Annotated in this window: 11 protein-coding genes; 4 read left to right on the forward strand and 7 right to left on the reverse strand. The window is 37.2% G+C overall.

Features of this window, described 5'->3' with window-relative positions:
* The first annotated feature begins 103 nt into the window (after positions 1–103).
* The gene (locus R2Q78_RS02700) at positions 104–1,282 is read left to right on the forward strand and encodes an aminotransferase class V-fold PLP-dependent enzyme (RefSeq protein WP_316788627.1); all 1,179 of its coding nucleotides are present in this window, start codon (positions 104–106) and stop codon (positions 1,280–1,282) included.
* Positions 1,283–1,395: 113 nt separating this feature from the next.
* Here R2Q78_RS02700 and R2Q78_RS02705 read toward each other — a convergent pair whose 3' ends face one another.
* From R2Q78_RS02705 to mnmE, 5 genes are all read right to left on the reverse strand, one after another.
* Positions 1,396–1,983 carry a YceI family protein gene (locus tag R2Q78_RS02705; RefSeq protein ID WP_316788629.1) on the reverse strand — a complete coding sequence of 196 codons (588 nt, stop codon included), beginning with the start codon at positions 1,981–1,983 and terminating at the stop codon, positions 1,396–1,398.
* A 94-nt stretch (positions 1,984–2,077) separates the two neighbouring features.
* The gene (locus R2Q78_RS02710; RefSeq protein WP_316788630.1) at positions 2,078–3,757 is read right to left on the reverse strand and encodes a PNGase F N-terminal domain-containing protein; all 1,680 of its coding nucleotides are present in this window, start codon (positions 3,755–3,757) and stop codon (positions 2,078–2,080) included.
* Positions 3,758–3,845: 88 nt separating this feature from the next.
* Entirely contained in the window at positions 3,846–5,189 is a 1,344-nt protein-coding gene (locus R2Q78_RS02715; RefSeq protein ID WP_316788632.1) for an amidohydrolase, read from the reverse strand.
* 127 nt (positions 5,190–5,316) lie between these two features.
* Complete coding sequence (locus R2Q78_RS02720; RefSeq protein ID WP_316788634.1) at positions 5,317–6,177, reverse strand: helix-turn-helix domain-containing protein; 861 nt, start codon at positions 6,175–6,177, stop codon at positions 5,317–5,319.
* Between the two features lie 286 nt (positions 6,178–6,463).
* Complete coding sequence (gene mnmE / locus R2Q78_RS02725; protein ID WP_316788636.1) at positions 6,464–7,834, reverse strand: tRNA uridine-5-carboxymethylaminomethyl(34) synthesis GTPase MnmE; 1,371 nt, start codon at positions 7,832–7,834, stop codon at positions 6,464–6,466.
* Between the two features lie 137 nt (positions 7,835–7,971).
* Here mnmE and R2Q78_RS02730 point away from each other — a divergent pair, with 137 nt between their 5' ends.
* On the forward strand, positions 7,972–9,090 hold the full coding sequence (locus tag R2Q78_RS02730; RefSeq protein WP_316788638.1) for an AI-2E family transporter: 1,119 nt from the start codon (positions 7,972–7,974) through the stop codon (positions 9,088–9,090).
* Between the two features lie 8 nt (positions 9,091–9,098).
* The gene (locus R2Q78_RS02735) at positions 9,099–10,868 is read left to right on the forward strand and encodes a CotH kinase family protein (RefSeq protein WP_316788640.1); all 1,770 of its coding nucleotides are present in this window, start codon (positions 9,099–9,101) and stop codon (positions 10,866–10,868) included.
* 38 nt (positions 10,869–10,906) lie between these two features.
* Here the strand turns inward: R2Q78_RS02735 and argS are convergent, their stop codons facing one another.
* Both argS and rocF read right to left on the reverse strand, forming a co-directional pair.
* Positions 10,907–12,685, reverse strand: a complete 1,779-nt coding sequence (argS, locus tag R2Q78_RS02740) for an arginine--tRNA ligase (protein ID WP_316788643.1) — start codon at positions 12,683–12,685, stop codon at positions 10,907–10,909.
* A gap of 44 nt (positions 12,686–12,729) precedes the next feature.
* Positions 12,730–13,680 carry an arginase gene (rocF, locus tag R2Q78_RS02745; RefSeq protein ID WP_316788645.1) on the reverse strand — a complete coding sequence of 317 codons (951 nt, stop codon included), beginning with the start codon at positions 13,678–13,680 and terminating at the stop codon, positions 12,730–12,732.
* A 103-nt stretch (positions 13,681–13,783) separates the two neighbouring features.
* Between rocF and R2Q78_RS02750 the strand changes: the two genes are divergently transcribed.
* Positions 13,784–15,175, forward strand: coding sequence for an arginine decarboxylase (locus tag R2Q78_RS02750; protein ID WP_008246064.1), 1,392 nt, complete (start codon positions 13,784–13,786; stop codon positions 15,173–15,175).
* The last annotated feature ends 55 nt before the right edge of the window (positions 15,176–15,230 follow it).

Raw genomic sequence — 15,230 nt, forward strand, 5'->3', positions numbered from 1 at the left:
ACAAATTGTTAATTAATACTACACAAAAGTATACAGGAAAAAATAGGCGTGAGATTGTACCTATATCCTCAATAAGACACTAAACTTTTAATATCTTGCAACCATGATACCCAGGGGAAAGCTATATATTAGCAATAAAGATTTACTTACTGGTATTTTGTATTGTTTCACCAGCTACTTTAAGTCTGAAAGAGCAGATAGTCGTCAGAAAAAAAGCAATATTATAACTTGCCTTTCTGTACGTACAGGCTTCGATTTGATTCTAAGTAGTTTAAATCTGCCAGCAGGTTCCGAGATCTTGGTAACAGACATCAATATCCCTGATATGTTCAAAATCATCGCAGCCCACAAGCTGATAGCGGTTCCACTGCCTGTAAATAAACATACATTAAATATATCACCTGCACATTTAGAATCTGCGATAACACCTTCAACTAAGGCGGTATTGATTACCCATCTTTTCGGTGCTATTATGGAAACAAATGAAATAAATAACATTGCAAAAAAACACAACCTATTCGTATTTGAAGATTGCGCTCAGGCTTATGCGGGTAACCTATATGAAGGCAATCCGACAACAGATGCGATAATGTTTAGTTTTGGGCTTATTAAAACGAATACAGCTGTCAGTGGGGCGATGCTAAATATAAAGGATAATGACTTGTATACAGATGCCTCAATTAGAAACCAACAATATGAAAAACAGCGGATATCTATATTTACCAATAAACTATTTAAAGTTCTATTGATAAAACTTCTCACCTACAAGTCTATTTATACTGGATTCTATAATCTTATAAAAGTGATGAATAAGGATTTTGATGAGGTATTATCGAACTTCACCAAGGGTTTCACAGGTGATGATATCCTCAAAAAAATACGTTATCGTCCTTGTCTGCCAAACAAGAAACTATTGCAAAAAAAACTGAATGACTTTAATCAGCAAAATATTACGGCAAGAATACTATTCGCTAACGATATTTTACAACACATTCCACAAAACTATAAAATCGGCATTCTAAATAAAAAACATACTCATTGGGTGTTGCCCATTGAAACTCAAGATCCCAATAGCCTAATCAATTATTTACGTACCAACGGTTTTGACGCTTCACAAAAAGCATCCAGTCTCATAAAACAAGGGGAGCCAAAGTTTACTCCTAATATAGAAGACCTAACATTGGAAAAACTTATTTATTTGCCCATGGACATTTCAATGAGTACGAAGAATCGAAACAAGCTTATACAACTATTAGTTTCATTTGACCGAGGTATAAGGTAAATGAAAATCTCAAATCAACATAAATTGGTTTGATGGAAACACCGAAGACTGCATACTTACAAAAAAAGCCAGCTCTAAATGGAGCAGGCTTTTAAATTTCAATTGAACGGCAACTATTTTTTCGCTATTAATTTCACTCCGATTTCGAAGGTATCATCAATTGCTTTATCACCAATGCTGTCAAAGAATGATTTAGAACCATATCTGATGTCATATTTAGTCCTGTCAACAGTAATTTTACCCGCTAATGCTGATACAGTTCCGTCACCATTAACAGTAACAGTTGCAGGGAAGCTTAAGGGTTTAGTAATCCCTTTAATAGTTAAGTTACCTGAAACTGTTATATTAGCCCCTTTACCAGTAACTTTAGTGATTGCAAAAGTCGAAGTAGGAAACTTAATTGAACCGAAAAAATCATCTGCTTTCAAGTGTCCTTCTAATTTTTCGCTGCCATCAGCATCTTTAATTGAAGTCATATCAATCACGAAGTTACCACCTATTACACTTTTCCCATCAACCTTCAGTGACCCTGATTTTAAAGAAATTGTTCCATTATGTGATCCCGTAACCTTTTTACCAAGCCAGGTAATATTTGATTTTTCTGCGTCTACTACATAACTTACTGGCTTAGCTGGCTTTTTGAAAGCAGACAATGACAATACTGCTACTAATAAAAAAATTGAGTTGATTTTTAATTTCATTTTTCTGAGTTTTTAATTTAACACAAAATTACAGAGCAGTAAATGGCTTATCATTGATCTATGATAAGAATTATAAGGTTCTGCTCTATTATCGTTATTCCCTATCTCCGATTAGCGTTCCCGATACATTCCATGCACTAAAACTTCCACCTTCCGGCTTGCCGAGCGGAATTGCGACCTTAAGTGTATGTTTTCCAGGCTTAAGATCGGGCAATGGGATTTCTACAGGTAAAGTAATTGTTCCCGGACACCAGTTAGACCGGCTAAGATCAGAAGAAGAAAGGCCATTGCCAAAGTTGCCGGATGCAGGATTTAAAAAACGATACGTAGCGCAGTCTTCTCTCCAGGGAATGAAATGATAAACTCTCTTGCCGTCCAAAAAGACCTCATTTTGTTTTGGCACAAATTCGTCTCCTCCACCCCAGCCGCCATGACCTGTTGTAAGGTATCTCAGTTTAAGGTTCTTTACATCTTGTGGAACGTCAACAGTTACGGTTAATGAATCCTGATCGAACATAGTTCCATATTCCTGTCCAGACATCTCCATCAGATTAGTAGTATTAAAAACAGGCATTACCCATTTCTTTTGTTCCTTTTCACCTTCACCTTCATAACCAGGGTAATATTTGAAATATAAACTGGCTTTATGTCCCCCTTTATCATAATTTCCAATAAAGACGCCAAGCCATACCTCGCCTTGTAATTTTGGCAACAGGGCTGTTATATCTTGTTTGTAAACTACACTGTCCGCCCAGTTATACCCTTTTATTTTTGCCTGGGCATTAAAATGACCTACTCCAAAAGATGTAAAAAAACGCATTAATTCCAATGGTGGTAAATAGCCATCTGTAGCAGTAACACCCTGGTATTTCTTCCCGTTTCTAGCAGAGTATACGGGCAAGGCCTGAATGCCATTTTTTAGCGCATTCAGGTAAGAAACTGATTTATCAGTAGGAATCATAAATACTGATCCGGTACGGTCATATGCATCGCCATTAGATCTTTGCACCAATTCGACAAATAACTGCTGTCCAGCTTTTGTCTCCGGCAATTTCACTTTCTTTAAGATGATTGTACCACCTGAAAAATGATAGGTGGCATTAGATTGTTCACCATCAGGATTTTCTATTTTATTACCAAAGCTAATCTGTTCGTTATTGAAAATATTTAGTGTTTTATAACGGCTTTCAATTATTTGTCTCTGATAAGTAGGTTCATCTACGACGATACCCCAGGTCTTTGGCCAGGCAATTTCTTCTGGGGATACCGTACGGTATTCTATTTTTTTAGCAATCGTTTCAGCATTTCCGTTACGAATCGTCTTAAGTACCAAACCCAATCCGGGAGCAATAGAAATACCAGGTGTTCCCTTTATTTTTAAAATATCTGTATACCACACTTCAATAGTATTCGAGCGAATAAATACCTTAGCCTTTTTACACGGAATGCCAAGTATAGTATCTATACCAGGAAGCAATTCCGCCTTCACATATTCGGAGAAGCTCTTTTTTAGGGTGTATATTGTTCCATTGCTATTTTGAATTTGATAACTGGCTTTCTGCGCAATTTGAAGATATTGTTGTTCTGTTTGGTTACCTTGGGGTACTAAGCGTACCATATCTCCTTTAATGAACATTTTTTGTTCAGTTCTTGATTCCTTTCCATTGTTCCGAAACCCAAAAGTAATCACGGCCTCAGTGGCTTTTGTATTTATTTGTGCAAATGACGGGAAGCTGCATAACAATAGCACAAACCCAAGTAAAAGTACTCTCATAGTGCATAAAGTTAAGATTAATTTATTTTAAGCCACCATAAGCAACGACTTTATCAGGCATCAATTTAACTCATAATAAATTAGATAGTTAAAAGACAATATTCCCTTTATGAATCAGGGATTTCACTGGCGACATACGGGAAACAGCTTCTGCAGAACAAGTAGCATCAATAAAAACCAAATTTGCATCATCACCTGGTTTAGGCCATTGGCGCACACCTTTGTCATCTAAAGGCAGAGGTCCCGCAGTTGCTAACTTCAACATTCTGGACAAGCCAAACTCTGTAGAATAACCATATAATTGCGCAGCGAGATTGGCTTTTTGTAATACGCTTCCCGTACCAAATGTATTCCAATGATCTACAATACTGTCATTTCCGGCCATCACTGTTACGCCATATTTTATCAAAGTTGGGATTGGCATGATTAGCCCCCCGAAAGGAATCGTAGAGTTGATACCTATTTGAGCATTGGCCAGTTTCTCAGCAATTTCTTCCTGTTTCGTTTTGTCCAGTTTACCCAGCACAAAACAATGGCTAACATATGTTTTTCCTTTTAAGTTCGGATTTTCGTTTACCTTATCAATTAGGTATTCTACCGTTTTTAATCCCGATTCACCTGATTCATGCAGATGTATGTCAATGCCTTTGTTGTGGTCAAGCGCTAGTTGTACTGTAAAGTCAATTGTTTTCTCAATCGCACCATCAATGCTGTAAGGATCTAGGCCACCAATAAAATCAATGTTCATCTTGGCAGCTTCTTTGAGATATGGAACTGAATCAGTATAAAACACGCCGTGCTGTGGAAAGGCTACCAGTTCTGCACCGAAAACATTCTTTTTATTTTCTAAGGCTTTCAGTAAATTTTTTAATGATTCAAGCTTAGATGTTGGTTCGATATTCACGTGGCTGCGTGCAAAAGCTGTTCCTTTTGATTGTAGAAGCTCAATCATCTTTTCTGCCTTATAGGTAGAATTTTTCAGCATTTCAGGTAGAATTTGCTGTTCCAGTTTAATCATTCCCTTTACCCCACCTTCTCTCCTTCTTACCGATTGCCATTTATTTCCATAAAAAGTCTTATCCAGATGGATGTGCATATCCCTAAACGACGGAAGCATCAGCATACCTTTCGCATCGGTAGCCTTTGAATTTGGCTGGTTCGGGTTTATTTTTTTTATTTTTCCATTTTCTATATCAATAGAAAAAAGTGCCGTTTTGGTGGCCGTTACTTCATCCGCATCATACTCAAAACCAATTTCCAAACGGACATTTTTCAACGTATAACTATTTGCTGATTTTAGAACCCTACTATCAGTTTCTTCTATTTTGTTTTTGGGCTCTGCTTGCAATATTCCTGGAACAAACGTTAAACCCGCAAAACCAAATGCAGAATTTTTAAGGAAATCTTTACGTGATATGCCGGATTTTTCCATATTACACTAACTTAATTATTTTTAGATAAACTCTTGTTTTTTCTGATTGAAAACAAAATATCGCATACAAAAGTACATTACCGGATCGCTGAGATACTTGAAAGATTCCTCTCATTATTTGTGAAATTTATCTTTTATCCCGAAACTCGGTGGGTGATATTCCTGTTTGCCCTTTAAAAAAATTAGAGAAGTATGCCTGGTCAACAAAGCCCAATTCAAAAGCAATTTCCTTAATGGAAAGGCCGGTACTTTGAAGCAGTCTTTTTGCTTCCGTACATACCCGTTGTTGTATAAGCTGGGTTGCAGATATTTTCAGATGCTTTTTGCATAAGATGTTTAGGTAATTGGCAGATATATGAAGTTTATCGGCATAATAAGTTACGAACTTCTGGTGCACAAAGAATTCATCTATTAGCACGTTGAAAGCAGCCAGCCTCGCATTGGATTGGTAAACTCTAAACTCTGTAAAAACCTCCTCTGCCTCTCTGCTCACTATTGCCGCAATGACCGCCGCACGGGCATTGATCAAATGAACAAGCGAATGGTCTCTTTTCAGCTCATTTTTAATCGCATCAAACTCATAATACAAGAGATTGAAAGCACTTTCCGACAATTGTATCACCGGATGGTTTTGGTAGTTGGTAAAAGAAAACCTGAAATACGGAGCAAACTTTTCAAAAAAATTACGTTCGACCATCAATTGATAACCGATTGTTCCCGCTTTAATATTCCATTTATGCATTTGTCCTGGAAATAATACATGTACCTGGTGGTTGCCAATCGCATAATCTACGGAATCAATACAATGTATACCGGCGGCCTGGTCGAAGAGATTAATGATAAAGAAATCATGCTTATGCGGCTTTTCTATAGTTCTTTCACCATGAAGTTCATTAAATAAAATTTCTTCACGGCCAGCAAGTTGTCCTTCTCTAAATCCCTGGATACTTATCACGGATATCGAATTATCTCTTTCAAGTCTATACATAACCACGGCAATTGAAATATTATAAATATACCTGGGCTGGTAAAAGTACTTTAGCTTTAAAAAACCCTGGCTTCAAACATTAATTGATTGTGAAATTTATAAAAAAATCTGGACTAATCAGTCGGATTTTCACTTAATCCAGATTAAATTCCAAAACTCCTTCAACAGTATTCCTGTATCAGCATGTCCTGCTAGCAAAAGATGATTTTTATGTATTATTGATATATGGATGATATCAAATTAATGGTTAAAGAATTTATATTGGATCAAACTTCAACGTCTTGTACTATTTCCCGATACAGAATTTACTAAAAATATTTTCCAGCAAATCATCGGTTGTAACTTGTCCCGTGATCTCACCTAAATAGTACAAAGCCTGTTTAATATCCATAGCTAAAAAATCAGACGTCACCGGATTATCCAATCCATTGGCTACACTATTTAATGCTGCCTGAGTTCTTTGCAATGCTTCTACATGACGAATATTTGTAACCATAGTATGATTATCCGAAAGCTTATCTCCTACAGCAGTTTCATAAAGCAATTGCTTTAGTTCTTCTATTTGTTGATGTGCTTTTGCAGATATCGAAATAAACTGAATATCAGCAGGTAAATTAAGCTCTTTTAAACGATCACTATAAGATAGATCTATCTTATTCGCCACAGCAACAAACGACATTCCCGGCCTATATAAGCTGGCGATATCGTCCCGGATTTCCGTAGCCGACATATTTACCACATCAAATAGATATACCAAAACTGCAGATTGGCTAATCTTCTGCATCGTTTTTTCAACGCCTATGGCTTCAATAGTATCAGTTGCCTCTCTAATTCCGGCCGTATCTATCAGTCTGAAGTTAATCCCATTGATGTTCAATACCTCTTCAATAGTGTCACGTGTTGTACCAGCTATATCACTTACAATGGCTCTATCCTCATTTAACAAAGCATTAAGCAACGTAGACTTACCGGCATTTGGTCTTCCGGCAATCACGGTATTTATTCCCTCTTTTATCACATTTCCAAGCTCAAAAGAACGAATCAGCTTATTTAAAACAATCGTAATTTTACCTATCAATTCCTGCAATTGATCTCTGTTGGCAAATTCTACATCTTCTTCCGCAAAGTCCAGTTCAAGTTCTATCATAGATGCAAAATGGATCAATTGCTCTCTTAGCACATTAAGTTCTGTACTAAATCCACCCCTCAATTGGTTCATAGCTACGCTATGTGCAGCAGCAGAATCAGAAGAGATCAAATCCGCTACAGCTTCTGCTTGTGACAAATCCAATCCACCATTCAAAAAAGCACGCAATGTAAATTCGCCAGGTTTGGCAGCAGATGCTCCTTTTTTAATCAGTAAGGTAATAATCTGCTGAATTATATAATTAGAGCCATGACATGAGATCTCGACCACATTTTCCTTAGTATAGGACTTAGGCGCAATAAACAAAGACACAAGCACCTCATCTATAACTACATTACCGTCTTTAATTAAACCAAAATGTATAGTATGAGAAGCCTGCCGTGACAAATCCTTTCCATAAAACACTGAATTGGTAATTGCGATGGCATCCTTCCCAGATAGACGAATTACTCCTATTGCACCTATTCCGGGCGGTGTTGATAAAGCTACTATGGTTTCATTTGTGATCATTCCTGCTTACCAGAATTACCTTCTGGCCTCTTTTTTGATTATAGTTATCTGCAAAACTAGACAAACATTTCATACCTTGGAGTGTTACTACCCGAATTAACTATCTTTTTACTTTTGAAAAACTAAACATCCTCCCCATGACAGACATGCCACTTACAGTAAAGCGATCTATTGAATTGCTTGGAATAGTTCTTGTAATTGCAATATTAGTAGTTGCGAACAACATCATCATGCCTGTAATTATGGCATTTTTCATCAGCATAGTGCTCCTTCCTATTTATCGTTTTCTAATTAAACATAAGTTTCCGGAAGTTGCTGCTATAATCCTACCTATACTCCTGCTCGCTATATTTCTTGGACTGATCATCTGGTTCTTTTCAGCTCAGGTTGGATTACTAGTAAATGATTTTCCACAGATAAAACACAACGTAAGCGTCCATTTAAATGCACTCAGTAAATGGATAAGTAGCATAAGCGACTTTTCTACTACAGAACAAGTCAAGTTTATAAATGAAAAAAGCAATGATCTGCTCGGGGTAGCTGGTAAAGCTGCCAGTGGTGCCGCAGTAACCCTGAGTTCCATATTTGTATTCGTAGGTCTTTTGCCAATTTACATTTATTTGATGCTCTTTTACAAAGACATCCTGTTGAGGTTTATCTTTATGTGGTTTAAGACCGATCACCATCCAAAAGTAAAAGAAGCAATTTATGAAACTGAGGCTATCATCAAAAATTATCTGGTTGGACTATTGATACAAGTAACCTATATGACAATTCTTTTAGGAGGAATATTATTGCTCATAGGAATCAAACACGCACTGCTGATAGGTGTAATCTTTGCGATTCTAAACCTGATTCCCTACGTAGGCGCATTAATAGGGAACGTCATCGGTGTGATGCTCACACTTACTTCGTCAACAGAACTGTGGCCTGTTGTTACTGTGCTTGGTGTTATAGCTGTTGTTCAATTCTTAGACAATAACATTTTGATGCCTAGAATAGTAGGATCAAAAGTAAAAATCAATGCACTGTTTGCCATATTAGGAGTGATTATTGGCGGCAGCATAGCCGGTGTATCTGGCATGTTCCTCTCTATGCCTTTAATTGCAGTATTGAAAGTAATATTTGACAGAACAGAAACTTTTAAACAGTGGGGAGTTTTATTAGGCGATGAAAGACCAACAAAAAGTCCGATGACATTTCCTACATTTAGAAAAAAGAAAGCTATAGCCACTAAACCGGGTACAGAAAAATAAACCTAGGAATGAACCAAACCAAAAAATACTTGCTACTGCTGATCATAGGCAGTTCTATACTATGGTCATGCCGTAAGCAAGACATCAAACATAGCTCCAAAGAGCTTCAATTCTTTAAGATTGAGGCTAAAAACAACAATGGGGTAATATCTAAAGATATTGATGCTAAAATTGAAAACAATAACATCAGCCTTGAACTTCCTGAAGGTGTACCTTTAACTAATCTAAAAGCTACTTTTGGTCACAATGGATTAAAAGTATTAGTTAATAGCATTGAACAACAATCAACACAAACATCAAATGACTTCTCAAAGCAGATTACTTATACAATTAAAGCTGAAGATGATTCAGAATCCAATTATCCGGTCACAATCAGTATAAAAGCAGATCCCGGCCTTGTCCTAAGTACCTTTTCTTTCCTAAGAATAAATAATACTGATCTAAAACAGGATTACAATCTGGTTATAAATAATGTCAATGTAAGTTCTGAATTAAAGCATTTTCAAAAACAGCTTATTGCAACATTTGCAACGCCTGCTATCGATGTAACAGTAAACGGGATCAAACAGCAAAGTGGAATAACGGTCAATGATTTTTCTACACCTGTAACTTATATCCTAACCTCAGAAACCGGAACTAAAAAACAATATACAGTAACAGTAAAATGGATATCGGAGGTACCACATATTTACATAGTCACAACAGGAAATGCTCCTGTAGTTTCAAAAGATGACTATCTAACGGCTACCATAAAAATTGAGGGGAATACAGCCTTCAAAGATTTCAATGGCACTACTAAAATTAAAGGAAGGGGAAATTCTACATGGAACTATCCAAAGAAGCCTTATCGCTTGAAACTGGATTCCAAAGCAGCATTACTTGGACTGGCAGAGGACAAAGATTGGGTACTCCTTGCCAATTACATAGACCCTACGTTAATGCTCAACGCGGTAGCTATGAAGACCGGACAGTTACTGGATATCCCGTACACGAACCATATCATTCCGGTGGATCTTACTGTAAATGGAACTTATATGGGGAGTTATAGCTTTACCGAGCAGGTGGCAGTAGCAAAGAACAGGGTGAATATAGAAGATGGAGGTACACTATTCGAACTGGATAGTTATTATGATGAACCATGGAAGTTCAAATCTACCGCTTATAATCTGCCAGTCATGATTAAATATCCTGATCTCACAACGCAGGATCAGCTCAATACCATAAAAACGGATTTCCAGGTAATGGAAAATGCAATTTCAGCTACTTCTTTTCCAAACAATAATTATACAGACTATATAGACATCAATATTCTTGCGGATGTTTTAATCGTCTACATGCTTACAGACAATCAGGAAATAAATCATCCAAAAAGCACTTATATGTATAAACCAAAAAATGGAAAATATACTATGGGGCCGTTATGGGATTTCGACTGGGCTTATGGTTATGAAGGCTCATACAAACACTTTTCGAAATATAATGCTCCCTTACTACCAATAACGAAAACCTCTCCCGGGACTTTATTTTTCTCAAGATTACTATCAGATCCTAAAGTAAAAACACTATTTAAACAAAAATGGGCGGCTTTTAAAAGCAGTAAGCTTCCTCAGCTACTAACCTATATTGATGATTACGCCGCAACATTGGAGCCTTCAAAAGCCAGGGATTATACGAAATGGAACACAGGAAGCGGCAACTTTAAACTCGATGTAGCCAGTCTAAAGACCTGGATACAAAACAGATCAACATATATTGATACCTACACAGCTGGCTTCTAAAAAATAAACCCCTAAGCTATTTAGCTTAGGGGTTTATTTTACATTCTTTCCGGAACTTCAATTCCCAGTATTCCCATCCCAGATTTTAATATGCCAGCTGTTACATGACAGATATTTAATCGGTGTTGTTTAGCTTTCTCATCCTCTTCCTTTACAATTGGTGGAACCTCATGATAAAACTTATTGAACATCTTGGCCACTTCATATAGATAATTAGCTAAAGTCGCAGGACTATAGACCTTGGCAGCTGCCACCAGTTCAGAAGGATATTTAGATAATAATATAATCATATCAAGTTCTGTAGCAGTAATGCTCGCATCTAGAACCGCAGAGCTATTTTCATATCCAGCTTTGCCCAGCAGAGATTTAATTCGCGCATGAGTGTACTGTATAAATGGCCCGGTATTACCCTGAAAATCAATAGATTCAGAAGGATCAAATAACAATCGTTTCTTAGGCTCAACCTTCAGCAAAAAGTATTTAAGGGCTCCCAGGCCTATTTGATGATATAAGGAATCCTTTTCTTCTTCACTAAAATTAGTAACCTTACCAAGCATTTCTGTTTTTTGCTTTGCAGTAGCTACCATTTCGGCAATCAGATCATCCGCATCTACAACAGTCCCTTCTCTTGACTTCATTTTTCCACTAGGAAGATCCACCATTCCATAAGATAAATGGTACAGTCCTTTAGCCCAGCTCTTGCCTAGTTTTTCTAAAATTAAGAACAACACTTTAAAATGATAATCCTGCTCATTACCCACTACATATATAGAATCGTCCATATTGAAGTCGTCATGTTTCTTTTCAGCAGTACCAATATCTTGTGTAATGTATACAGAAGTACCATCAGCTCTCAATACAAGCTTTTGATCCAAACCATCTGCTGTCAGGTCTATCCAAACAGAGCCATCTGGTTTTTTAAAGAAAACTCCTTTTGCAAGCCCCTCTTCCACTGTATCTTTACCAAGCAGGTATGTATTACTTTCGTAATAGTACTTATCAAAATCGACACCCAGATTTCTATAAGTTACAGCAAATCCATCATAAACCCAGCCATTCATCTTTTTCCAAAGCGCAATTACTTCTTCATCTCCTGCTTCCCAGTCTTGCAGCATCTTTTGAGCTTCTTTGATTAGAGGGGCATTCTTTTTGGCATCCTCCTCGCTTTGTCCCTCCGTTTTTAGTGCTTCAATCTCTTTTTTATATTCCTTATCAAAAATCACATAGTACTTACCAACCAGGTGGTCACCTTTAAGGAGTGAACTTTCCGGCGTCTCTCCGTTACCCCATTTCTGCCATGCAAGCATTGATTTACAGATATGAATTCCTCTGTCATTTACAAGATTCACCTTAAACACCTCGTAACCATTGGCTTTAAGTAATTCCGCTACAGAATACCCTAGTAAATTGTTTCTAACATGCCCAAGATGCAATGGTTTATTTGTATTTGGTGAAGAATACTCCACCATAACCTTTTTGCCATTTGGTTTTATTTTACCAAATGATGAATCAAGCAATACAGTATTGAATAGATTCACCCAATAGTCATCTGCAATGCTTAAATTTAAAAAGCCTTTAATGACATTAAAGGAAGTCACGTCTCCAACGTTTGCTACGAGATACTCACCTAATTCAGTTGCAGTAACCTCGGGTGATTTTTTTGAAAATCTTACTACAGGAAATACAACGATTGTAATCTGCCCTTCGAATTCAATTCTTGTTTCTTGCAAATTCACCTGGTTTTCAGGTAAATCCTGACCGTATAATTGCTTTACTGCAGCAATAGTCGCAGTAGTTATATGTTGTTCAATATTCATATTCTTTACTAAAAACTTTAAAATGCATTCAAAATGCAACTTTTTTATTCATTCCTAAACGCATTGGTTGCCTTAATCAAAATCTCAAAGGCATGTTCCGCCATCTGGTTCTCTCTGTCAAGTGTTGGATTTACTTCAACGATCTCAAAACAGCAAACCTTTTGATTAGTTATTAATCTCGACATCAAGTTGCCGGCTTCACGCTCTGTTAATCCCTGGGCTACCGGGGTGCCTGTACCTCTTGAAGCAGTAGGATCCAATGAATCTACATCAAATGATACGTAGATCAAATCACAATGATCCAGATATTTGAGGGTTTCGATTACAATCCGCTCCACACCTCTTTTCCGCAACTCAGCGGTGGTAAATATCTTAACTTTATTTCTTTTCAGTAGGGATTCCTCTGGTTTCTCCATATCTCTGGCCGAAATCAGCACCAGATCCCGGTAGCTGATCTTAGGAGCAATCTTGCCTACATTCTTTAGTTGATACCAGTAATTGATAGTCTCCTGATCCAGCTTATTTACCCTCGCATCCATATTATCTTCATCAAGAGCCATTGCCAGAGGCATGCCATGCATATTTCCCGACGGTGTAGTATACGGAGAATGTAAGTCGGCATGCGCATCTATCCAAATCACACCTAATTTAGATTTCGGATAAGCAGCTTTAATCCCGGCAATCGTTCCGGCTGCAGTACTGTGATCACCCGCAAGTACTACCGGGAATTCTTGTTTGTCCAACGTTGTCCTTACTTCGTCACTCACCCGCTCCACCATTGTCAGAATACCAGAAATCCGCTTTGCATAGGGACTACCGGTAGTTTCCAGCAATAAATGATTTTCATTTGGCACTTCAACAGACTTATGTTTTTTAAAAAAACGACTACCAAAATCAAGTGCCGCAATCTTAATTGCATCAACACCCAAACTTGCCCCGCGTGTACCGGCTCCAATCTCAGATTTTACTTCAATAATTTTTAAAGTCTTAGTCATAAAAAAAATACGGGTGTATTTTATAAAGTGTTTATCTTTGGCAACAAAATTAACTTATTTTAATTTGCCAAGCCTCATAAATAATAGTTCAAAAATATAAAAAATGCAGAGTTACTCCGAATTTCTTGATCTAAGTGTTGGTTTTCCTCAGGAAGGTTACAGCGTTATAGACGACGAATTATATTTTCAAGACCTAAATCTGATGGAGATGATTGAAACCTATGGTACGCCATTACGTTTTACTTACCTTCCAATGATTAGTAAAAAGATACAGCAAGCCAAGCTATTGTTTCAAACGGCAATCATTAAGAATAACTATCGCGGAGACTATAAGTATTGTTATTGTACTAAAAGTTCCCACTTCCGTCATATCGTAGAAGAAGCCCTTAAAAATGGGATTCACCTGGAAACTTCTTCAGCATTCGATATGCCAATGATTGAAGCTCTGGAAAAGAAAGGCGCACTTACCAAAGACATTACAGTAATCTGCAACGGTTTTAAAACTTATCAGTACAAACAGTATATCATAGATATGCTTCATGATGGTTATAAAAACATCATTCCTGTCTTGGATAACAAGGAAGAATTCAATCTTTTTGACGATGAAGTAGAAATGGATACTCCTTGTAATTTGGGTATTCGTATCGCTGCTGAGGAACAACCGGATTCACAATTCTACACTTCTCGTCTGGGCGTACGTATGGAAGATGTGATAGACTTCTACAACAATAAGATTTCTGCTAATCCGAACTTCAGGGTAAAATTACTACACTTCTTTATTAATTCAGGTATCACAGATTCTCCGTATTACTGGAATGAGCTCGAAAAATACGTAACTCTTTATTGCAAATTCAAAAAGATCAATCCTGAATTGGACACTTTAGATATTGGTGGCGGTATGCCATTTAAAGACTCTCTCGTATTTGATTTCGATTATGAATACATGGTAAATGAGATCGTTAAAAGGATAAAGGAAATCTGTGCTGAACATGATGTCGTGGAACCGGATATCATTACTGAATTTGGAAAATATACAGTAGCGGAAGCTTCTGGTATACTTTATAAAGTATTAGGTCGTAAACAACAGAACGACAGGGAGAAATGGCTAATGCTGGATGGTTCCTTCATTACAAATCTTCCAGATGTATGGGCACTGAATCAAAAATACATCTTACTACCAATTAATAACTGGGATGCTGAATACGAGCGTGTAAACCTGGGAGGTATTACTTGTGATGGCCAGGATTATTACAATCAGGAAGCACACATGAATAGTGTATTTATGCCTAAAACAAGGAAGGTACAATATTTAGGATTCTTTAACACAGGAGCATACCAGGAAGTATTAAGTGGTTATGGCGGTATCCATCACTGCTTGCTACCAAGCCCTAAACATGTGATCATCAGACGCAATCGTGATGAAACATTTAACTTTGAAGTTTTTGGTGAGGAACAAAACAGTAAGCAGGTACTAAAGATTCTGGGTTATACCTAAAAATAAAAAAGGGCATATCATCCGATATGCCCTAACCTTAAAAACCAAACTTTAA

It is taken from the genome of Pedobacter frigoris (assembly GCF_032678645.1).
In the GTDB taxonomy this organism is placed as follows: Bacteria; Bacteroidota; Bacteroidia; order Sphingobacteriales; family Sphingobacteriaceae; genus Pedobacter; species Pedobacter frigoris_A.